The 19,102-nt window shown below is 59.1% G+C and carries 23 protein-coding genes; 20 read left to right on the forward strand and 3 right to left on the reverse strand.

Going from position 1 to position 19,102, the window contains the following annotated elements; genetic code table 11:
- The first annotated feature begins 80 nt into the window (after window positions 1-80).
- The 10 genes from NTD81_RS02335 to NTD81_RS02380 all read left to right on the forward strand — a co-directional run bounded on the left by NTD81_RS02335 (window position 81) and on the right by NTD81_RS02380 (window position 9,035).
- Window positions 81-455 carry a chemotaxis response regulator CheY gene (locus NTD81_RS02335; RefSeq protein WP_262179807.1) on the forward strand — a complete coding sequence of 125 codons (375 nt, stop codon included), beginning with the start codon at window positions 81-83 and terminating at the stop codon, window positions 453-455.
- Window positions 456-476: 21 nt separating this feature from the next.
- Entirely contained in the window at window positions 477-1,265 is a 789-nt protein-coding gene (locus NTD81_RS02340; protein WP_262179018.1) for a protein phosphatase CheZ, read from the forward strand.
- An 11-nt stretch (window positions 1,266-1,276) separates the two neighbouring features.
- On the forward strand, window positions 1,277-3,475 hold the full coding sequence (locus NTD81_RS02345) for a chemotaxis protein CheA (protein ID WP_262179021.1): 2,199 nt from the start codon (window positions 1,277-1,279) through the stop codon (window positions 3,473-3,475).
- Window positions 3,476-3,519: 44 nt separating this feature from the next.
- Window positions 3,520-4,641 (forward strand): chemotaxis response regulator protein-glutamate methylesterase, encoded by a 1,122-nt coding sequence (locus tag NTD81_RS02350; protein ID WP_262179024.1) that lies wholly within the window; start codon window positions 3,520-3,522, stop codon window positions 4,639-4,641.
- Window positions 4,641-5,381: a flagellar motor protein gene (locus tag NTD81_RS02355; protein WP_262179027.1), complete on the forward strand. Its 741-nt coding sequence runs from the start codon at window positions 4,641-4,643 to the stop codon at window positions 5,379-5,381. The genes NTD81_RS02350 and NTD81_RS02355 overlap by 1 nt, the downstream gene beginning before the upstream one ends.
- 12 nt (window positions 5,382-5,393) lie before the next feature.
- Window positions 5,394-6,257 carry a flagellar motor protein MotD gene (gene motD / locus NTD81_RS02360; RefSeq protein WP_262179030.1) on the forward strand — a complete coding sequence of 288 codons (864 nt, stop codon included), beginning with the start codon at window positions 5,394-5,396 and terminating at the stop codon, window positions 6,255-6,257.
- A 51-nt stretch (window positions 6,258-6,308) separates the two neighbouring features.
- The gene (locus NTD81_RS02365; RefSeq protein ID WP_262179033.1) at window positions 6,309-7,097 is read left to right on the forward strand and encodes a ParA family protein; all 789 of its coding nucleotides are present in this window, start codon (window positions 6,309-6,311) and stop codon (window positions 7,095-7,097) included.
- An 87-nt stretch (window positions 7,098-7,184) separates the two neighbouring features.
- Complete coding sequence (locus NTD81_RS02370) at window positions 7,185-8,042, forward strand: CheW domain-containing protein (RefSeq protein ID WP_262179036.1); 858 nt, start codon at window positions 7,185-7,187, stop codon at window positions 8,040-8,042.
- Between the two features lie 105 nt (window positions 8,043-8,147).
- A complete protein-coding gene (locus tag NTD81_RS02375) occupies window positions 8,148-8,627 on the forward strand; it encodes a chemotaxis protein CheW (RefSeq protein ID WP_262179038.1) in 480 nt (159 codons plus the stop codon).
- A gap of 3 nt (window positions 8,628-8,630) precedes the next feature.
- Window positions 8,631-9,035, forward strand: coding sequence for a DUF2802 domain-containing protein (locus tag NTD81_RS02380; RefSeq protein ID WP_262179040.1), 405 nt, complete (start codon window positions 8,631-8,633; stop codon window positions 9,033-9,035).
- Here the strand turns inward: NTD81_RS02380 and NTD81_RS02385 are convergent.
- Together NTD81_RS02385 and NTD81_RS02390 are read right to left on the reverse strand one after the other, a co-directional pair.
- Entirely contained in the window at window positions 9,032-9,361 is a 330-nt protein-coding gene (locus NTD81_RS02385; protein ID WP_262179042.1) for an EscU/YscU/HrcU family type III secretion system export apparatus switch protein, read from the reverse strand. The two genes, NTD81_RS02380 and NTD81_RS02385, sit on opposite strands and share 4 nt — an antisense overlap.
- Complete coding sequence (locus NTD81_RS02390; RefSeq protein ID WP_262179044.1) at window positions 9,358-10,896, reverse strand: flagellar hook-length control protein FliK; 1,539 nt, start codon at window positions 10,894-10,896, stop codon at window positions 9,358-9,360. The genes NTD81_RS02385 and NTD81_RS02390 overlap by 4 nt, the downstream gene beginning before the upstream one ends.
- A gap of 144 nt (window positions 10,897-11,040) precedes the next feature.
- Here NTD81_RS02390 and ccmA point away from each other — a divergent pair, with 144 nt between their 5' ends.
- The 10 genes from ccmA to NTD81_RS02440 all read left to right on the forward strand — a co-directional run bounded on the left by ccmA (window position 11,041) and on the right by NTD81_RS02440 (window position 18,353).
- A complete protein-coding gene (gene ccmA / locus NTD81_RS02395; RefSeq protein ID WP_410017103.1) occupies window positions 11,041-11,697 on the forward strand; it encodes a cytochrome c biogenesis heme-transporting ATPase CcmA in 657 nt (218 codons plus the stop codon).
- On the forward strand, window positions 11,694-12,365 hold the full coding sequence (ccmB, locus tag NTD81_RS02400) for a heme exporter protein CcmB (protein ID WP_262179048.1): 672 nt from the start codon (window positions 11,694-11,696) through the stop codon (window positions 12,363-12,365). Before ccmA ends, ccmB begins: the two co-directional genes overlap by 4 nt.
- Before the next feature lie 67 nt (window positions 12,366-12,432).
- The gene (locus NTD81_RS02405; RefSeq protein ID WP_262179808.1) at window positions 12,433-13,191 is read left to right on the forward strand and encodes a heme ABC transporter permease; all 759 of its coding nucleotides are present in this window, start codon (window positions 12,433-12,435) and stop codon (window positions 13,189-13,191) included.
- The gene (gene ccmD / locus NTD81_RS02410; RefSeq protein WP_262179050.1) at window positions 13,188-13,364 is read left to right on the forward strand and encodes a heme exporter protein CcmD; all 177 of its coding nucleotides are present in this window, start codon (window positions 13,188-13,190) and stop codon (window positions 13,362-13,364) included. Before NTD81_RS02405 ends, ccmD begins: the two co-directional genes overlap by 4 nt.
- Window positions 13,361-13,828: a cytochrome c maturation protein CcmE gene (gene ccmE / locus NTD81_RS02415; protein WP_262179052.1), complete on the forward strand. Its 468-nt coding sequence runs from the start codon at window positions 13,361-13,363 to the stop codon at window positions 13,826-13,828. The genes ccmD and ccmE overlap by 4 nt, the downstream gene beginning before the upstream one ends.
- The gene (locus tag NTD81_RS02420) at window positions 13,825-15,798 is read left to right on the forward strand and encodes a heme lyase CcmF/NrfE family subunit (protein ID WP_262179082.1); all 1,974 of its coding nucleotides are present in this window, start codon (window positions 13,825-13,827) and stop codon (window positions 15,796-15,798) included. Before ccmE ends, NTD81_RS02420 begins: the two co-directional genes overlap by 4 nt.
- Window positions 15,795-16,331: a DsbE family thiol:disulfide interchange protein gene (locus NTD81_RS02425; protein WP_262179084.1), complete on the forward strand. Its 537-nt coding sequence runs from the start codon at window positions 15,795-15,797 to the stop codon at window positions 16,329-16,331. The genes NTD81_RS02420 and NTD81_RS02425 overlap by 4 nt, the downstream gene beginning before the upstream one ends.
- Window positions 16,328-16,810, forward strand: a complete 483-nt coding sequence (locus tag NTD81_RS02430) for a cytochrome c-type biogenesis protein (protein WP_262179086.1) — start codon at window positions 16,328-16,330, stop codon at window positions 16,808-16,810. Before NTD81_RS02425 ends, NTD81_RS02430 begins: the two co-directional genes overlap by 4 nt.
- A complete protein-coding gene (gene ccmI / locus NTD81_RS02435; protein ID WP_262179088.1) occupies window positions 16,810-18,033 on the forward strand; it encodes a c-type cytochrome biogenesis protein CcmI in 1,224 nt (407 codons plus the stop codon). The genes NTD81_RS02430 and ccmI overlap by 1 nt, the downstream gene beginning before the upstream one ends.
- Window positions 18,030-18,353 carry a hypothetical protein gene (locus NTD81_RS02440; protein ID WP_262179090.1) on the forward strand — a complete coding sequence of 108 codons (324 nt, stop codon included), beginning with the start codon at window positions 18,030-18,032 and terminating at the stop codon, window positions 18,351-18,353. Before ccmI ends, NTD81_RS02440 begins: the two co-directional genes overlap by 4 nt.
- Before the next feature lie 8 nt (window positions 18,354-18,361).
- Here the strand turns inward: NTD81_RS02440 and NTD81_RS02445 are convergent, their stop codons facing one another.
- Window positions 18,362-19,084 carry a VacJ family lipoprotein gene (locus tag NTD81_RS02445; protein ID WP_262179810.1) on the reverse strand — a complete coding sequence of 241 codons (723 nt, stop codon included), beginning with the start codon at window positions 19,082-19,084 and terminating at the stop codon, window positions 18,362-18,364.
- Window positions 19,085-19,102: the final 18 nt, after the last annotated feature.

Genomic DNA, 19,102 nt, shown 5'->3' on the forward strand with positions numbered 1-19,102 from the left:
TAGACCGGTTTTCATGATTAAAGGCGCAGCCAGGGTGCTGGCTACGTTTGGACTGTACGGAGGTCGACTTGGACAAGAATATGAAAATCCTCATCGTTGATGACTTTTCGACGATGCGACGGATCATTAAGAACCTCCTGCGGGATTTGGGGTTCACCAACACAGCAGAGGCTGATGACGGCACCACGGCACTGCCGATGCTGCACAGCGGCAGTTTCGACTTCCTCGTAACTGACTGGAACATGCCCGGCATGACGGGTATCGACCTGCTGCGTGCGGTACGCGCAGATGAACGCCTGAAGAGCCTGCCGGTGTTGATGGTGACGGCAGAAGCCAAGCGCGATCAGATCATTGAAGCCGCCCAGGCGGGGGTTAATGGTTATGTAGTTAAACCGTTCACTGCCCAAGTTTTGAAAGAGAAAATCGAAAAGATTTTCGAGCGAGTCAACGGCTGAAATCGGGCGTGTGAGGGTGCTATGGAACATAAAGATTCCGTTCAGAGTGAGCTCGAAGCGACTCTGAAACAAAACGCTCAACAACTGGTTGAAAGCCTTGAGCAAGGCAAATTTGGTGATGCGGTCCAACTGATTCACGAGCTCAATAAAGCCCGCGACCGCGGCCTCTATCATGAGGTCGGCAAGCTGACTCGTGAGCTGCACAACGCCATCGTCAATTTCCAGCTCGATCCCCGTGTGCCCCATGCCACTGAGATCTCGCAGATTACCGATGCCACTGAGCGCCTCAACTACGTGGTCACCATGACCGAGAACGCCGCCAATCGCACCATGGACTTGGTCGAAGAGAGCGCGCCCTTGGTGAACGATTTGACCGCCGAAGCGCGCAGCTTGAGCTTGGACTGGGGGCGCTTTATGCGCCGCGAAATGGGCGCGGATGGCTTCCGCGAACTGGCCAAACGGGTGGAGCTGTTTCTGGCGCGCAGTGAGCGCGATGGCAGCAAGTTATCCGTCCACCTGAATGACATTTTATTGGCTCAGGATTTCCAAGACCTGACCGGGCAAGTGATCAAGCGTGTCACCCAGTTGGTGACCGAAGTCGAGAGTGATTTGCTCAAGCTGGTGTTGATGGCCAGCCAAGTTGATCAGTTCGCCGGCATCGAGCACAACCATGAGTTGTTGCGAGCCGAGCAAGCCAAACAAAAAGAACCTTCCCATGGTGAAGGTCCGCAGATTCATGCCGCTACGCGTGAAGACGTCGCATCTAACCAAGATGATGTGGACGACCTGCTTTCCAGTCTAGGATTCTAGGAGCACCTCTTATGAGCTTCGGCGCCGATGAAGAAATCCTCCAGGACTTCCTGGTGGAGGCCGGCGAAATTCTTGAATTATTGTCTGAGCAGCTTGTTGAGCTGGAAAGTCATCCAGACGACATGAATTTGCTTAACGCTATTTTTCGTGGTTTCCACACAGTTAAAGGCGGTGCTGGTTTTCTCCAACTCAATGAGTTGGTGGAGTGCTGTCACATCGCAGAAAACGTCTTCGATATCCTGCGCAAAGGTGATCGCCGCGTAGACTCGGCGTTGATGGACGTGGTGTTAGAAGCCCTGGATGCGGTCAACAGCATGTTTGACCAAGTTCGGGAGCGCACCGACTTAACCCCGGCCACCCCTGAATTGCTTGCCGCCTTATCGCGTCTGGCGGTGCCGGCGGATGCCGAAGAAGCCGCGCCACAGGCGCCAGCGGTAGAGCCTGAAGCCGTTGCCGAGCCCGAGTTGCCGGGCGCTGCCGTCACGGCCGGCGATATTACTGACTCTGAATTTGAGCAACTGCTGGGCGCCCTAGACGACGTGTCGGCGCCGGCCGCCAGCGTCAGCAGCGATGAAATCACCGACGACGAATTTGAGTCGCTGCTGGATCAGCTGCATGGCAAAGGCCAGTTCAACGCCGCCGTGGTTGACGAGCCCGCAGTTGTCAGCGTGGCGGCTCCTGCTGCGCCGAGCAGTGATGAAATCACCGATGACGAGTTTGAGTCGCTGCTGGATCAGTTGCATGGCAAGGGCCAGTTCAGCACTCCGGCAGTCACTGCCAGTGAGCCGAGCGTTGTCGTGGCCGCATCAGCGGCGACGGGTGCGGATGAAATCACTGATGACGAGTTTGAAGCGCTGCTCGATCAACTGCACGGCAAGGGCAAGTTTGTTGAGCCCGCTGCGGTAGCTGCGCCTGAGCCGGCCAAGCCGGTTGTCGCAGCAGCGGCTAAAGCGCCTGCGGCTGCGAAACCCGCGGCCAAAGCGGAGCCTGCCAAGGCCCCGGCGCCTGCTGCGGCCGCAGACAAACCGGGTGCTGCCAGCGAGGCGGAAACCACGGTGCGGGTCGATACCGCGCGCCTCGACGAAATCATGAACATGGTCGGCGAGCTGGTGCTGGTGCGTAACCGCCTGGTACGCCTCGGTGCGAGCAGCGCCGATGAGGCCATGTCCAAGGCGGTGTCGAACCTCGATGTGGTGACGGCAGATCTGCAAACCGCGGTGATGAAAACCCGCATGCAGCCGATCAAGAAAGTCTTCGGCCGTTTCCCGCGCTTGGTTCGGGACTTGGCCCGCAGCCTGAAAAAAGAGATCAACCTGGAGCTGGTCGGCGAAGAAACTGACCTCGACAAAAACCTGGTGGAGGCCCTGGCCGACCCGCTGGTGCACTTGGTGCGTAACGCAGTCGACCACGGTATTGAGACTCCGGAAGAGCGTGAAGCCTCTGGCAAGTCGCGCAGCGGTAAAGTGGTGCTGGCCGCCGAGCAGGAAGGCGATCACATCCTGCTGTCGATCACTGACGACGGCAAAGGGATGGATGCCAACGTGCTGCGCGCCAAAGCGGTGGAGAAGGGCATGCTGGATAAAGATGCCGCCGACCGTCTCAGCGATTTTGAATGCTACAACCTGATCTTCGCCCCGGGCTTTTCCACCAAAACGGAAATCTCCGACGTGTCCGGCCGTGGTGTCGGCATGGACGTGGTGAAGACCAAAATCTCCCAGCTCAACGGCACCGTGAACGTTTACTCGACTAAGGGCCAGGGCTCGAAAATCATCATCAAGGTGCCGCTCACCTTGGCGATCATGCCGACCCTGATGGTGATGCTGGGCAACCAGGCCTTCGCCTTCCCGCTGGTCAACGTCAACGAGATCTTCCACCTCGATCTGTCACGAACCAACGTGGTCGACGGCCAGGAAGTGGTGATCGTGCGCGACAAGGCACTGCCACTGTTCTACCTCAAGCGCTGGCTTGTCGGCAGTGCCGCCCATGTCGAGCAGGGTGAGGGGCATGTGGTGATCCTCACCGTGGGCAGTCAACGCATTGGCTTCGTCGTCGATCAATTGGTCGGTCAAGAGGAAGTGGTGATTAAGCCGCTCGGCAAGATGCTGCAAGGCACTCCTGGCATGTCCGGCGCGACCATCACCGGTGACGGTCGCATCGCTTTGATCCTTGACGTGCCCAGCATGCTCAAACGTTACGCGCGACGTATCTGATTGGTTAGCGGTGCAGTTTTTAGTCGCACGGCTTAGGAGTGTTTATGGTGGTTAAGGTGTTGGTGGTTGATGACTCGGGCTTTTTTCGTCGGCGCGTGTCGGAAATCCTTTCGGCTGATGCAAACATCCAGGTCGTCGGGACTGCGACTAATGGCCGTGAGGCTATTGATCAGGCGCAGGAACTCAAGCCGGATGTGATCACCATGGATTACGAGATGCCGATGATGGATGGCATCACGGCCGTGCGTAACATCATGCAGCGCTGTCCGACGCCGGTGCTGATGTTCTCCTCGCTTACCCATGAAGGCGCACGGGTCACCCTCGATGCGCTGGAAGCCGGGGCGGTGGATTTTCTGCCGAAAAACTTCGAAGACATCTCCCGCAACCCCGAGCGGGTCAAGCAACTGTTGTGCGAGAAGATTCACACCATCGCCCGCAGTAACCGCCGCAGCCTCTCCAGCAGCCATGCTGCTCCTGCACCACAGCCGGTTAAGCCGGTGGTGCGGCCAAGCGTGGCGACCACCAGCACTGCCGCGGCCCCCGCGCGTACGCCCGCTCCGGCAGCGTCGGCGGCGCCGAGTAACAGCCCGGCACCGAAGCGGCGCCACTACAAATTAGTCGCCATCGGTACGTCCACCGGTGGCCCAGTCGCCTTGCAGCGGGTCTTGACCCAGCTGCCGGCCAATTTTCCTGCGCCCATCGTGCTTATCCAGCATATGCCGGCGGCCTTTACCCGGGCTTTCGCCGAGCGTTTGGACAAGCTCTGCCGGATCAGTGTGAAGGAAGCTGAAGATGGCGATATCGCCCGTCCAGGCTTGGCCTTGCTGGCTCCTGGCGGCAAGCAAATGATGATCGACAGCCGTGGCGTGGTGAAAATTCTGCCTGGCGATGAGCGCTTAAATTACAAGCCGTGTGTGGATATCACCTTTGGCTCCGTCGCTAAGTCCTATGCCGACAAAGCCCTGGCGGTGGTCCTCACCGGTATGGGCGCCGATGGCCGCGAAGGCGCGCGTTTGCTTAAGCAGTGCGGCAGCCAAGTGTGGGCGCAAGATGAAGCCAGTTGCGTGATTTATGGCATGCCCATGGCGATTGTGAAGGCCAACTTGGCTGACGCGATCTACTCCTTGGACGATATCGGTCGCTACCTAGCAGAGGCTTGCACCTGATGGATGTGCTGAGCCTTATCGGGATTATTCTGGCCTTTGTGGCCATCCTTGGGGGCAACTACCTTGAGGGCGGCCATGTCGGGGCGTTGCTCAATGGCCCCGCAGCGCTGATTGTGCTGGGCGGCACCTTGGCGGCAGCCTTCGTGCAGGCGCCGATGAGCGTGTTCAAGCGTGCGCTGAGCATTATCAGCTGGATATTTTTCCCGCCGAAGGTTGATTTGATCGGCGGCATTAACCGGGTCATTGGCTGGAGCATGACTGCCCGTAAAGAAGGCTTGCTGGGCCTTGAGGCGGTGGCGGATTCAGAGCCTGATCCCTACGCCCGCAAAGGCCTGCAACTGTTGGTCGATGGCGCTGAGCCCGAGGCCATTCGCAGTATTCTTGAGGTCGATCTGTATACCCAGGAAGGCCGTGATATTAGCGCTGCCAAGGTGTTTGAGAGCATGGGCGGCTATGCACCGACCATCGGCATCATCGGTGCGGTCATGGGCCTGATTCACGTGATGGGCAACCTGGCCGATCCATCGATGCTCGGCAGTGGTATCGCCGTGGCCTTCGTCGCGACCATCTACGGGGTGGCATTCGCCAACTTGCTGCTGCTGCCCATCGCCAACAAACTCAAGGCCGTGGTGCTGCGTCAGTCGCGTTACCGGGAGATGGTTCTGGAAGGGATATTGTCGATCGCCGAGGGTGAGAACCCGCGCTCCATCGAATTGAAGCTGCAAGGCTTCATGGGTTGATGGGGACACACCATGGCCCGCAGGCGGTATCAAGAGGAACATGAAAACCATGAACGTTGGCTGGTCTCCTACGCCGACTTCATTACCTTGCTGTTCGCCTTTTTTGTGGTGATGTACTCCATCTCCTCGATCAACGAAGGCAAGTACAAAATCCTCTCCGATAGTTTGGATGGCATCTTTAATCAGCCGGATCGCTCGGTTAAGCCGATCCCGGTGGGTGAGGAAAAACCGCGTACCACCGAGCCTGCTCGTTCGATGGTTGATGAGCCGGAGTCGACGACGGCTGACCAAACCCTGCAGAGCATCGCCAACAAAGTGCGCGAGGCTTTTGGTGATCTAATTAAGTCTGATCAGCTAAAAGTCAGCGGCAACGAAATGTGGATTGAGATTGAGCTCAGTTCCAGCCTGTTGTTTAGCAGCGGCGATGCCATTCCTAACAACGCCGCTTTTGACATCGTGGAGAAGGTGGCCAAAATTCTGGCGCCTTACCAAAACCCGATTCAGGTCGAAGGCTTCACCGATAATCTGCCGATCCAGACCGCCGAGTTCCCCACCAACTGGGAGCTTTCGGCTGCGCGTGCGGCCAGTGTGGTGCGCATGCTCAGCATGGAAGGGGTCAACCCCAGTCGTATGGCCGCCGTTGGCTATGGCGAATTTCAGCCGGTGGCGGATAACGTCACCGCCGGCGGTCGTGCGCGCAACCGGCGGGTGGTGCTGGTGGTGTCGCGTAACCTGGATGTGCGCCGCAGTGTCAGTGGAGTCGGCGCGGCTGCCGGTAACGCCGCCAGCCGCAGCGCTGGCACGCAATCTGCACCTGCAACCCCAGCAGCGGTTCCTCGCGCGGGATCCGTCAATTCCCCGTCGCCGGCCCCTTGAGAGAGGCCCCATTCTCGACCTGACAGACAGCAGGCCGGGAGGATGAATACGATGAGAGTCTGGGCAATTTCCAATCAAAAAGGTGGCGTCGGTAAGACCACTACCACCATCGCACTGGCGGGGCTGTTAGCCGACGCCGGCAAACGCGTGGTTGTAGTCGATCTCGACCCCCATGGTTCGATGACCAGCTATTTCGGGCATGATCCGGATAGCTTGGAGCACAGCTGTTTTGACCTGTTCCAGCAGCAAGGTCATGTGCCGGCAGGGCTCACGCAAAAGTTGTTGCTGCCGACCAGTCATGAGCGCATTGCCCTGCTGCCTTCGAGCACGGCGCTGGCCACCTTGGAGCGTCAATCACCAGGGCAGAGCGGTTTAGGCCTGGTGGTGGCTAAGAGCTTGGCGCAGCTGTGGAATGACTACGACTTTGCCCTGATCGATACGCCGCCTCTGCTCGGCGTGTTGATGGTCAATGCCCTGGCGGCCAGTCAACAGTTGGCGATTCCGGTGCAAACCGAATTTCTCGCAGTGAAGGGCTTGGAACGCATGGTTAACACCTTGACCATGATCAATCGCTCTCGTCGCCAAGCGCTGCCGTACACCATCGTGCCGACCCTGTTTGACCGGCGCACGCAAGCGTCGTTAAGCACCCTGCGGGTGTTGCATAGCAGCTACCCCGAGCAGCTCTGGCAGGCGTATATCCCGGTGGATACGCGTCTGCGTGATGCCAGCCGGGCCGGGGTGACGCCTTCGCAATACGACAAGAACAGCCGTGGCGTGATTGCTTACCGCGCGCTGCTGAAACATCTGCTGGAGAATCCCTCCGTCGCGCAGGTGGCCTGATATGCGCAGTAATCGTCGCGATTTCGGCTCAAGTCGAACGGGCCGGCGGCCGATAGGCTCTAGAGATTATTTTTCCAGGACTTACCAATGAGTCATCCACTGGCGAGCGCCAACCGTACGCAACTGGCTTTGCAGTCCTATTTGGACGGCTTGCTGCAAGAGGCGGCGGTGGAGCTGACTGAGACCTCCAGCCAAGTGCTCGACGAGTTCGAGGCTGCGGTGCTTGAGGAACAAGTGCGCGATGCGCGCTTGCAACCTAAGGCGGCGCCGAGCAAGCCCTTAGCTGAGGCGCCCGAGCGGCCTTTGGTCTTGCCCACGGTGGTGATTCCCCCCGTCGCGCTGCTGCCTGAGCCGCCAGCACAACCTGAGCCGCTACCGGCTCAGATTGAGCCACCAGCGCCGCAGCTTAAGGAGCTGGTCGCACCGGCGCCGGCTGTTGTCGTGGCTCCTGAGCCCATCCCAGGTGGGCAGCCAGATTGGGCGCAAAGCAGCTTCGAGTGTTTGTTGTTTGATGTGGCGGGGCTGACGTTGGCCGTGCCACTGGTGTGCTTAGGTTCTATTTACCCGTTGCAGGATCAGGAGCTGACCCCCTTGTTCGGCCAGCCTGACTGGTTCCTGGGGATTCTGCCCAGCCAAGCCGGCAACCTTAAGGTGCTCGACACTGCCCGTTGGGTGATGCCGGAGCGTTATCGCGATGAGATGCGCGAAGGTCTGCAGTATGTGATCTCGGTGGCCGGTTATGAGTGGGGGCTGGCAGTGCATCAGGTCAGTCGCTCCATCCGCCTCGACCCGCAACAAATCAAATGGCGCAGTCACCGCACGCAACGACCTTGGCTGGCCGGCACGGTAATTGAACACATGTGTGCTTTAGTAGATGTAGCGTCCTTGGCCGAGATGATTGCCAGTGGCGCGGCTAAACGTATGGCGAGCAACCAAGCGCACTGAATAATGCTTAACGGTGAGATAATTACCGCTTTGCAACTATAGTAATGAAAGCGGGGTAAACACCCGCCATCGCCGCTCTGCGCGGTACATGACGAGGCTAGGGATATGAAGAAGAGTTCTGCACAAGGTTCCGAAGATCCGATTCTGCAGTGGGTAACCTTTCGTTTGGACAACGAGACCTATGGCATCAATGTGATGCAGGTTCAAGAAGTCCTGCGCTACACCGAAATTGCCCCTGTACCGGGTGCTCCGAGCTATGTGCTGGGCATCATCAACCTGCGCGGCAATGTCGTGACCGTCATCGACACCCGCCAGCGCTTCGGTCTGGACTCCAGTGAGGTTTCGGACAATACCCGTATCGTGATCATCGAAGCCGACAAACAAGTGATCGGCATTCTGGTCGACAGCGTCGCCGAAGTGGTTTATCTGCGGCAATCGGAAGTGGAAAACGCGCCTAACGTCGGTAATGACGAATCGGCCAAGTTCATTCAAGGCGTCTGCAACAAGAACGGCGAGCTGCTGATTCTGGTTGAGCTGGACAAGATGATGAGCGAAGAGGAATGGTCTGAGTTGGAGAGCATCTAGATCATGCTTGAGGCGCTGGTTATCGCCCTGCTGATGCTTTGCCTAGGCTTGTTGGGCACTTGTGTGTGGCTGTCACGCCAGCTGCGCAACGCTGTCCAGCAACTGGGCGAAGAGGGGGCCGTGCGTGATCGGCGCTTGAAAGAGATCAGTCGGCGTTTGGATACTTACCTAACCGGCAGCGTGCAAATGGGCGAAGAGCTTTACGAGCTGCGCCAGGTGGTGGCACCGCTGCCGGATAAACTCAATCAAATAGAACAGCGTGACCCCACCACGTTGTCCTTTACCCAGGCCGCGCGCTTAGCTGGCATGGGCGCCACGGTGGATGATCTGACCCAGTCTTGCGGCTTAAGCCAGGGCGAAGCCGAATTGATCAGCCGTATGCAGCAGGCCAAGGCTCAGCACTCTTAGCTGTTATCCGCCGGGCCACCGAGCAGAGGCGGTAGCGGGGCCTCATCCTGCGCGCTCCAGCCCTTGGGACACTTACCTTTCAGGTACCAGGCAAAGGCAATGATCTCGGCGATTGAGCGATACAACTGCTCGGGGATCGCATCGCCCAGCTCCATGCGCGCCAGTAGCCGCACCAGCTCGGCATTTTCATAGATCGGCACTTCGTGCTCGCGGGCAATCGCCAAGATGGCCTCAGCCAACTCGTCATCGCCTTTGGCGCTGAGGGTCGGCGCGTTTTGCCCGTCATAGCTGAGGGCGATGGCTTGGCGCGGTGCTTTGCTGCTCATGCGGTTTCATCCACCCAGCGTTGTTCAAGCGTGGTGCGTTGGCCCCGTGGAGGCACGCCGCAGGTACAGAGTAATTCGCCCACATGGATGCCGGCGGTTTGTAAGCGCGCGCGCAGATTATCCAGTTCGCTCTCAATGAGTTTCGCCGTGTCGGCCTGCTGCGCCCAGAGCTGGCTGCTGAATTGCTCACGGACTAACTCGGCCTGGATTTGCAGGGGCCCCAGCGGCGGGATGTCAAAGGCCAGCTCGACGCGCCAAAGGGTTTCTTTGGCCTCTTTCTTCTCGCTGTCTTGACCCTCTTCGCGTTGCAGTTTGACTTGCAGCGGCACCACGTCCTGTTGGTTGCGCATGGGGATTTCCAATTGCCAAGTGGTCAGCAGATTGCCGTCCGGGCCGACTTGGCTTTGGCTCAGGCTCGACAACTGATGGGTTTGCAGGCGGGCAATGGCCGCGGCGGCGAGTTTGAGCAGGGACTCAAGGTCGTCTTCATCCTGAGCCTTTTGCAGCAATCGGGCTGGCAGTGGAAAGCTTTGCTCCAGTTGGCGCTGGTTGGCGCGGCCAAGGCTTTGCAGCAGGTCGCGGGCGATGGCGGGCATGGCTTGGGCCATGGCGGCGCTGCTGCCACTACTGCCCAGTGCGCCAGCGCCGGCAAGGCCGGGGCTGAGTTGGCTGAGCAGGCGCAGTAAGTTGGCTTTAAGGTCGGTGCTTAAGGCCTGGCCTTGGCCGCCAATCAGCTTGCCTTCGAGGAAGATTCCGCTGTTGTGCAGCGCTTGGGCCAAGCCCTTGGGGTTACTCAGTTGAGCAGCATCGGGCAGGCCGGCAAAAAGTTTTTCAATGTTGCTGCGCAATCCCTCGCTCAGGCCGGCGCCACCGAGTAAACCCTGCAGGTTGTTGAACAACCCTTGTAATGAGCCTTGGCGGCCGAGTTGGGCGCTGAGCTGTTGGTTAAGGGCCAGTTGATCGAGACGGCCGCTTAAGGGCAGAAAGTTCAGCGACTGATCATTTTGCACTTGGGCGCTGAGCAGGCTGCCCACTGGCAGCTTCAGGGCCGTCTCTATCGACAGGGTGCTGCCAGCCATCTGACTGTTGAGCAATTGCATCAGCACCTTGTACACCAAGGGCTGGCTGCCGGCTTGGACATTGCTACTGAGCACTTTGCCTTGGAGCAGGGAGCCAGCGGGAAATTGCTCGCGGTCGAGGCTGGTCAGTGGTGGATGATTGTTACCTAGCACCGATAAGGCTAGGCGGGTTGGCGACAAGGCGGTGAGGTTAACCGCGCTGCCTTGCTCCAGGGCGCGTGGGCTGGTGGCCTCTAAGGTGGTTTGCTTGCCGTTGTTGAGGGTTAAGCGCAGGAGCACTTGAAAACTGTTGGCCAATTCCTTGCTGGTGACCACCTCGGCCTTGGCCGTTTCACCAACGGCGATTAAATCATCCAATGGCTGCAATAGCTTGACTGCGAGGTCAACATTGGCAGCGTTACCGCGATTGGCCGGAACTGGCGGCGGTAGTGGGCGTGGACTACTGATTTCGTTCATCGGTGGGTTACACCCTGTCGAAAATGCCCGCTGCGGGACTCGGCTGCAGGCATGTATAATTGCGCGCCGGCTGAATCGGCTGCGCATTCCAGTTGCGTCAGTATATAGCGGCTAAGAGCTGGCCGACTTGAACGGCCTCTGCCATTGATTTTAGGTGCCAATGTTTTGACCCATCCTGTTCTAGACGCTGTGGCGCTTGCCTGCGAGCGAGATTGGCGCGTGCTGTTTGAGCAGCTCGAACTGCGTCTAGTCCCCGGTGACATGCTGCAAGTGGTTGGCCCTAATGGTAGTGGCAAAACCAGTCTGCTGCGCTTGCTGGCTGGCTTAATGCCGCCAAGCGCCGGGGAAATCCGGCTGTATGGTCAACCGCTAAGCAGCCAGCGTGCTGAATTGGCCCGTACCCTGCTGTGGCTCGGCCACGCTCCGGGCATCAAAGGCTTGCTCACCGCGGAAGAAAACCTCACCTGGCTCTGCGCCCTGCATCAGCCCGCCTCGCGCGAGGCGATCTGGCAGGCCTTACACGCCGTAGGCCTACGCGGCTTTGAAGATGTGCCATGCCACACCTTGTCGGCAGGCCAACAGCGCCGTGTAGGCTTGGCCCGCCTGTATTTGCCCGGCCCTAAATTATGGGTATTGGATGAGCCGTTTACCGCCTTGGATAAAGCCGCTGTGACGCAGTTGGAGCTGCATTTGGCACAGCACTGCGAGCAGGGCGGTTTAGTGGTGTTGACCACCCACCATGAAATGAAAATCAAGCCCAGTGGCTACCGTGAGTTGGATTTGGGGCAGCGTGCGCCATGAGTAATGTGTTCACCCTGCTGCTGGCCCGTGAGGCGCGTTTGCTGTTTAGGCGTCCGGCTGAGTTAGCCAACCCGCTGGTGTTTTTCGCCATTGTGATTGCCTTGTTCCCGTTGGCCGTTGGGCCGCAATCGCAACTGTTGCAAAGTCTGTCGCCAGGGCTGGTGTGGGTTGCCGCTTTGCTGGCGGTTCTGCTGTCGTTGGATGGCCTGTTTCGCAGTGATTTTGAAGATGGCTCACTGGAACAGTGGGTCCTTTCGCCGCACCCCTTAGCACTTTTGGTGTTGGCCAAGGTGCTGGCACACTGGCTGTTTTCTGGTTTGGCCTTGGTTTTATTGGCCCCCTTGTTGGCTTTGATGCTGGGCTTACCGGGCCGCTGCCTGCCGGTGTTGCTGTTGTCGTTGTTGCTCGGTACGCCGGTGCTGAGTTTGCTCGGTGCGGTCGGCGCAGCACTGACCGTAGGCCTTAAGCGCGGCGGGTTGTTACTGGCACTGTTGATTCTACCGTTGTACATCCCGGTGCTGATTCTCGGCAGCGGTGCGTTACAAGCCAGCCTGCAGGGATTGCCGGTACTGGGGCATCTGTTATGGATGGCCTGCCTCACTGCCTTAGCGGTGACCTTGACACCTTTTGCGATTGCCGCTGGTCTGAAGATCAGTGTGGCTGAGTAAAACATAAGCCTAAATGGCCGGCTGGCCGGGCCCTGTGCCTGCGTCAGTCCTTGCAATGATGAGTAGCCTGATGAACTGGACGTGGTTTCATAAACTGGGTTCGCCCAAGTGGTTTTACCAGATCAGTGCGCGCTGGCTGCCCTGGTTAACCACGGCGGCGGTGCTGCTGTTGGTGGTGGGCTTGGTCTGGGGCTTAGCTTTTGCGCCGCCGGATTATCAACAGGGCAACAGCTTCCGGATTATCTATATTCACGTGCCGGCGGCGTTTCTCGCCCAGTCGATCTACGTGATGCTGGCCGTGGCGGGTACGGTTGGTCTCGTGTGGAAAATGAAACTGGCCGATGTCGCGCTGCAGCAAGCCGCGCCCATCGGCGCCTGGATGACGGTGATCGCCTTGATCACTGGCGCCGTGTGGGGCAAGCCGACCTGGGGCACCTACTGGGTGTGGGACGCGCGTCTGACCTCGATGCTGATTCTGTTGTTCCTCTACTTCGGCGTTATCGCCTTGGGCCAAGCCATCACTAACCGGGACAGCGCGTCTAAAGCCTGTGCGGTGCTGGCCATCGTCGGCGTGGTGAATATCCCGATCATCAAATACTCGGTGGAGTGGTGGAACACCCTGCACCAGCCGGCCACCTTCAGCGTGGTGGAAAAACCGGCCATGCCGTTCGAGATGTGGATGCCGCTGCTGATCATGGTGCTGGGCTTCTACTGCTTCTTCGGCGCGGTGCTGTTGCTGCGCATGCGCCTTGAGGTGCTCAAGCGCGAAGCCCGCAGCAGTTGGGCCAAGGCCGAGATCAAGGCGCAGGTGGAGAAAGGTCAATGAGTTTCGCCAGTTTTAGCGACTTTATCGCCATGGGTACCCACGGCCCTTATGTGTGGTCCTGTTATGCCATCAGTCTGGCGGTGCTCGGGCTGAATGTGGCGCTGCCGATGTTCGCGCGGCGCCGTTATCTGCAAGACGAGGCGCGTCGTTTGCGTCGGGAGGAAAGTCAGTGAATCCGCAGCGCAAAAAGCGCCTCTATATTGTTTTGGCGATTGTCGCAGGCGTAGGTGTTGCCGTGGCCTTGGCCCTGAGCGCGTTGCAGCAGAACATCAATCTGTTTTACACCCCGACTCAGATCGCCAGTGGCGATGCACCACAAAATACGCGCATCCGCGCTGGTGGCCTGGTCGAGGAAGGCTCGGTGAAACGCTCCGGCGACTCCCTGGATACTGACTTTGTCGTTACCGATGGCAGCCACAGCGTGACTATCCGCTACAGCGGCATCCTCCCGGACCTGTTCCGTGAAGGGCAGGGCATCGTCGCCATGGGCAAGTTAGATGGGAGCGGGGTGATGGTCGCCGATGAAGTTTTGGCCAAGCATGATGAAAACTACATGCCACCTGAAGTGATGCAGGCTCTGGAGAAAAGCGGCATGAAGCAAAAGCATGACGCTGCCACTCAAGGGGGCGCGCAATGATTCCTGAACTCGGCCAGTTGGCCTTGATTCTGGCGCTGTGCATGGCGGTGGTGCAGGGCACTTTGCCGCTGATTGGCGCCTGGCGGGGGGATCGGCAATGGATGGGCCTGGCCCAGCCGGCAGCGTGGGGGCAGTTCGCCTTTATGCTGTTTGCCTTTATCTGTCTGACCTACTCGTTCTTGGTCGATGATTTCAGCGTGACCTATGTGGCGAGCAACTCCAACAGCCTGTTGCCGTGGTACTTCAAGTTCAGCGCGGTATGGGGCGCCCACGAAGGCTCGTTGCTGCTGTGGGGCTTGATCCTGGCCGGCTGGACCTTTGCCGTGTCGATCTTCTCGCGGCAATTGCCTGAAGAAATGCTCGCTCGGGTGTTGGCCGTGATGGGCATTATCAGCGTTGGTTTCCTGCTGTTTTTGATCATCACCTCCAACCCCTTCGCACGCATCCTGTTTGATACTCCTGCCAACGGTCGTGACCTCAACCCGCTGCTGCAAGACGTTGGCCTGATCGTCCATCCGCCGATGCTGTACATGGGCTACGTGGGCTTCTCGGTGGCCTTCGCCTTTGCTATCGCTGCACTGTTGGGCGGTAAGCTGGATGCGGCCTGGGCGCGTTGGTCGCGGCCATGGACCATCGTTGCCTGGGCCTTCCTCGGCATTGGTATCGCCCTGGGTTCCTGGTGGGCTTATTACGAACTGGGCTGGGGCGGTTGGTGGTTCTGGGACCCGGTGGAAAACGCCTCCTTTATGCCATGGCTGGTCGGCACCGCGCTGATCCACTCCCTGGCGGTGACGGAAAAACGCGGCGTCTTCAAAAGCTGGACCGTGTTGCTGGCCATTGCCGCGTTCTCCCTGAGCTTGCTCGGCACCTTCCTGGTGCGTTCCGGCGTACTGACTTCGGTGCATGCCTTTGCCAGTGACCCTGAGCGCGGCACCTTTGTTCTGGCCTTCTTGCTGTTGGTGGTGGGCAGCTCGCTGACCCTGTTTGCTCTGCGTGCCCCTGTGGTGAAGAGCAAGGTTGGCTTTGCCCTGTGGTCGCGGGAAACCCTGCTGCTGATCAACAACCTGATTCTGGTAGTGGCCGCGGCGATGATTCTGCTCGGCACTCTGTACCCGCTGGTGCTGGATGCCGTGACCGGCGCCAAGCTGTCGGTCGGCCCGCCCTATTTCAACGCGCTGTTCGTGCCGCTGATGGGCCTGCTGATGGTGATGATCGCCATCGGTGTGCTGCTGCGCTGGAAGGACACGCCGGTTAAATGGCTGATCGGCATGCTCAGCCCGGTGCTGATCGGCACCGTGGTGGTGGCGGTGCTGGCGACTTTTGTGCTCGGTGATTTTAACTGGGCCGTGCTCGGCGTTTGCCTGCTGGCCGCTTGGGTGGTGCTCGCCGGTGTGCGCGATATCGTCGATAAGACCCGACATAAAGGTCTGCTCAAAGGTCTGCCAACCCTGACCCGCAGCTACTGGGGCATGCAGGTGGCGCACTTGGGCATGGCGGTGTGTGCTCTGGGCGTGGTGCTGACCAGCGTTGGCAGCTTTGAACGCGATATGCGCATGGCGCCTGGCGACAGCGTCGATATCGGCGGTTACCACTTTATCTTCGAGGGTGCTAAGCACTTCGAAGGGCCGAACTTCACCTCCGATCGCGGTACCGTGCGCATCCTTGAAGACGGCAAAGAGATTGCCGTGCTGCATCCGGAGAAGCGTCTGTATGTGGTACAGAAGTCGGTGATGACCGAAGCCGGTATCGATGCTGGATTTACCCGTGACCTGTTTGTGGCCTTGGGTGAGCCGTTGGAAGACGGGGCTTGGGCGGTGCGCGTGCACATCAAACCCTTTGTTCGCTGGATTTGGTTCGGCGCCTTGTTGATGGGCCTTGGTGGCTTGTTGGCTGCTGCCGATAAACGTTACCGGATGAAAGTGCGAACCCGGGTGCGTGATGCCCTCCGGGTGCAGGAGGCGAAAGCATGAAGCGTTTAGTGTTGTTGCTGCCATTGGTGATTTTTTTAGGCGTGGCGGTGTTCCTCTACCGTGGTTTGTTTCTCAACCCTGAGGAGCTGCCGTCGGCGCTGATCGACAAGCCATTCCCGGCCTTTAGCCTGCCAGCGGTGCAGGACGGCAAAACCCTGACTGTGGCCGACCTTAAGGGCAAGCCCGCGCTGGTTAACGTGTGGGCCACCTGGTGTGTGTCGTGCCGAGTTGAGCACCCGGTGCTGAATGCTCTGGGCAAGCTGGGCGTGAACATCTACGGGGTTAACTACAAAGATGACAACGCCGCCGCGCAGAAATGGCTGAAGGAGTTTAACGACCCTTACCAGCTCAATATCAGCGATACCGCTGGCAGCTTGGGCTTGGATCTGGGCGTGTACGGCGCGCCGGAAACCTTCCTGATCGACAAGGACGGCATCATTCGCCACAAGTTTGTCGGCGTGATCGATGAGCGCGTATGGCGTGAGCAACTGGCCTCGCTGTATCAGCAATTGGTTGATGAGGCGCAGCCATGAGGCGGCTGTGTAGCGCACTGCTGCTCGGCCTCGCCTTGCTAGGCACGGCTCAGGCGGCCATCGATACCTATGAGTTCAGTAGTGAGGCCGAGCGCCATCGCTACCGCACCCTGGTTGAAGAACTGCGTTGCCCTAAGTGTCAGAACCAGAACATCGCTGACTCCGATGCGCCGATTGCCATGGACCTGCGTGCGCAGATCTATCGCATGCTCAACGAGGGTAACAGCGACGCGCAAATTATCGATTACTTGGTCAGCCGCTATGGCGACTTCGTCCTGTACAAGCCGCCCGTCACGGCGCGCACGGTACTGCTCTGGTACGGCCCAGCAGGTTTACTGGTGGCCGGCTTCGGCTTAGTGGCGGTGATCCTGTGGCGCCGGCGTCGGCAAGCGAAAGGCGCTGAGCATGGCCTATCTGCGGATGAACAGCAGCGCCTGGCTGCTTTGCTCAATCAACCGCCTGTGGAAAACAAAGACTGATGATTGGATTTTGGTTGTGCGCCGCCGCCTTGTTGCTGGCGGCCCTGGCATTTTTGCTTATCCCGCTGTTGCGTGGGCGTAAGGTTCAAGCTGAAGAGGACCGCACCGCGCTGAACGTGACCCTCTATCAGGAACGTCTGCAAGAGCTGCAAAACCAGCACGCCGCAGGTGCTCTCGACGCCCAGCAACTGGCTGATGGTCGTGATGAAGCGGCCCGTGAGTTGCTGGCAGACACTGACGGCCTGCAGCGTCAGCAGCATCCGCTGGGGCGCAAGCTGCCGCTGCTGGCTGCGGTGTTGGTGCCGGTAGTGGCCGCCGGCCTGTATTGGCACTTCGGCGCTATCGCTGATGTCGAGAAGGCCGCGACCTTTGCTGAGGCGCCGAGAAACATCCAAGAAATGACCGCCCGTTTGGAAGCCACGGTGCAGAGCAATCCGCAGTCGGCCGAAGGTTGGTACTTCTTGGGTCGTACCTACATGGCGCAAGAGCGTGCGGGCGATGCGGCTAAGGCTTTTGAGCAAGCGGTGAATCTCACTGGGCGGGCTCCAGAGCTGCTCGGTCAGTGGGCCCAGGCGCTGTATTTCTCCAGCAACAAGCAGTGGAGTGAGCAACTGCAAGCGCTGACCGATGAAGCCCTGCAGGCCGATCCAAACGAAGCCACCAGTCTCGGCCTGCTGGGGATCGCCGCCTTTGAAAGTGGCAACTTCGCCCAGGCAATCGAGCAGTGGCAGAAGCTGGTGGCGCTGTTGCCGGCTGAAGATCCATCGCGTCAGGCGATTGAGGGTGGTATCGAACGGGCCCGGGAACAACTGGCCGAGGGCGGCGCTCAACCAAGCGTGGCAGCACCGACTGCGCCTAGCACCGCGGCGGCTAACAAAGCGGCCCTGTTGACCGTTAAGGTGAGCTTAGCCCCTGAGCTGCAAGGCAAGGTGCAAGGCGACGATGCGGTGTTTGTGTTTGCCCGTGCAGTCAGCGGCCCACCGATGCCTTTGGCGGTTAAGCGTCTGAAAGTGTCTGATCTGCCGGCTGAAGTGCAGTTGTCGGATAGCGACGCGATGATGCCGCAGTTGAAGATTTCTGGCTTTGCCCAAGTGCAGTTGGTGGCGCGTATTTCCCGCAGCGGTAATGCCACCGCCGGCGAGTGGCAGGGCAGTGGTCAGCCGCTGGCCTCTGATACCAAGGCTGTGCAACAGCTGCTGATTGATCGCGCGGACGGCCAATGATCGCTGCGCGTAAGGGGCTGCTGCTGGCGTTGCTGTTGGGCCTAAGTGCCTGTGTACAGACGCCGCCCAGTAGCCAGCCCGTACCGCGCGGCTCCAGCACCAATCATCCGCACTTCGCACCGCCGCCAGGAGTGGCCAGCCAGTGGGTGCCGGCGCTGGGGGTGTACCGGATTAATGGTGAAGCCGATCTGTATTACCGCGCACGCACTTTCTATCGCTTTGATGGCGGTTGGAGTTGGGCGACGGCTGTGCAAGGTCCGTGGACAGCCACTGATGACAGTGGCGTGCCCCCGGCTTTGTCGCAGTACTACTCGCGCTAATCTAGGCGCTACTCGGCGATCTTCAGCAAGCGCGACTCGTGATACACGTAGCGCACCTTCTCATACTCAAATGGCGAGTTAAGTTGGCCGTAGCGGAAGTTCACGGTCGAGCGGGTGTTGATGATTTCCAGCAGGGTCAGCTCAGGATGATCTTCGCGGGTGTCGGCCACATCCAGCCAGTTGATCTGATCCTGGGCCACATAGTCGAACACCATGCCGCCGGTATCGCGCAGGTTCGATGGGCCCAACAGCGGTAGCACCATGTAGGGCCCGCTGGGCACGCCGTAATAGCCTAAGGTCTGGCCAAAGTCTTCACTTTGTTTATGCAGGCCCATCAGGGTCGCCGGGTCCCAGATGCCGCCGACACCGATGATGGTGTTAAACATCAGTCGCGCGGTGGTCTCCATGCTGCGCTGCAGCTTAAGTTGCAGCACGCTGTTAAGCAGAGTGGTCACATCCCCCAGGTTACTGAAGAAGTTACTCACTCCGGTCTGTACCAGATTGGGGGTGATATAGCGGTAGCCGTCGACTATCGGTAAGAACACCCACTCATCGAAGCGGTAGTTGAAATGGTAGACGCTGCGGTTCCATGACTCCCAAGGGTCGTAGATGTTGAGCGCGTTAAGGGTGGCGCGCTCAAACTCAAGCTGATCTAAGCCCGGGTTAAATTGCAGCTGCTGCAAGGGGTTTTTAAAGCCGTCGCTGTCAATCGTGCTGACGCTGTCAGCCATGGCAAAGTTGCAGCTCAG

It is taken from the genome of Pseudomonas sp. 5P_3.1_Bac2 (assembly GCF_025465995.1).
Classification (GTDB): Bacteria; Pseudomonadota; Gammaproteobacteria; order Pseudomonadales; family Pseudomonadaceae; genus Aquipseudomonas.

Excerpts from the sequence above, each read along its gene's own strand:
- motD (WP_262179030.1), top strand. The coding sequence starts at position 5,394 with ATGGCCCGCAGGCGGTATCAAGAGGAACATGAAAACCATGAACGTTGG.
- NTD81_RS02375 (WP_262179038.1), top strand. The coding sequence starts at position 8,148 with ATGAAGAAGAGTTCTGCACAAGGTTCCGAAGATCCGATTCTGCAGTGG.
- NTD81_RS02370 (WP_262179036.1), top strand. The coding sequence starts at position 7,185 with ATGAGTCATCCACTGGCGAGCGCCAACCGTACGCAACTGGCTTTGCAG.
- NTD81_RS02355 (WP_262179027.1), top strand. The coding sequence starts at position 4,641 with ATGGATGTGCTGAGCCTTATCGGGATTATTCTGGCCTTTGTGGCCATC.
- NTD81_RS02440 (WP_262179090.1), top strand. The coding sequence starts at position 18,030 with ATGATCGCTGCGCGTAAGGGGCTGCTGCTGGCGTTGCTGTTGGGCCTA.
- NTD81_RS02425 (WP_262179084.1), top strand. The coding sequence starts at position 15,795 with ATGAAGCGTTTAGTGTTGTTGCTGCCATTGGTGATTTTTTTAGGCGTG.
- ccmD (WP_262179050.1), top strand. The coding sequence starts at position 13,188 with ATGAGTTTCGCCAGTTTTAGCGACTTTATCGCCATGGGTACCCACGGC.
- ccmI (WP_262179088.1), top strand. The coding sequence starts at position 16,810 with ATGATTGGATTTTGGTTGTGCGCCGCCGCCTTGTTGCTGGCGGCCCTG.
- NTD81_RS02335 (WP_262179807.1), top strand. The coding sequence starts at position 81 with ATGAAAATCCTCATCGTTGATGACTTTTCGACGATGCGACGGATCATT.
- NTD81_RS02430 (WP_262179086.1), top strand. The coding sequence starts at position 16,328 with ATGAGGCGGCTGTGTAGCGCACTGCTGCTCGGCCTCGCCTTGCTAGGC.
- ccmB (WP_262179048.1), top strand. The coding sequence starts at position 11,694 with ATGAGTAATGTGTTCACCCTGCTGCTGGCCCGTGAGGCGCGTTTGCTG.
- NTD81_RS02385 (WP_262179042.1), bottom strand. The coding sequence starts at position 9,361 with ATGAGCAGCAAAGCACCGCGCCAAGCCATCGCCCTCAGCTATGACGGG.
- NTD81_RS02345 (WP_262179021.1), top strand. The coding sequence starts at position 1,277 with ATGAGCTTCGGCGCCGATGAAGAAATCCTCCAGGACTTCCTGGTGGAG.
- NTD81_RS02380 (WP_262179040.1), top strand. The coding sequence starts at position 8,631 with ATGCTTGAGGCGCTGGTTATCGCCCTGCTGATGCTTTGCCTAGGCTTG.
- NTD81_RS02445 (WP_262179810.1), bottom strand. The coding sequence starts at position 19,084 with ATGGCTGACAGCGTCAGCACGATTGACAGCGACGGCTTTAAAAACCCC.
- NTD81_RS02390 (WP_262179044.1), bottom strand. The coding sequence starts at position 10,896 with ATGAACGAAATCAGTAGTCCACGCCCACTACCGCCGCCAGTTCCGGCC.
- NTD81_RS02340 (WP_262179018.1), top strand. The coding sequence starts at position 477 with ATGGAACATAAAGATTCCGTTCAGAGTGAGCTCGAAGCGACTCTGAAA.
- NTD81_RS02350 (WP_262179024.1), top strand. The coding sequence starts at position 3,520 with ATGGTGGTTAAGGTGTTGGTGGTTGATGACTCGGGCTTTTTTCGTCGG.
- NTD81_RS02420 (WP_262179082.1), top strand. The coding sequence starts at position 13,825 with ATGATTCCTGAACTCGGCCAGTTGGCCTTGATTCTGGCGCTGTGCATG.
- NTD81_RS02365 (WP_262179033.1), top strand. The coding sequence starts at position 6,309 with ATGAGAGTCTGGGCAATTTCCAATCAAAAAGGTGGCGTCGGTAAGACC.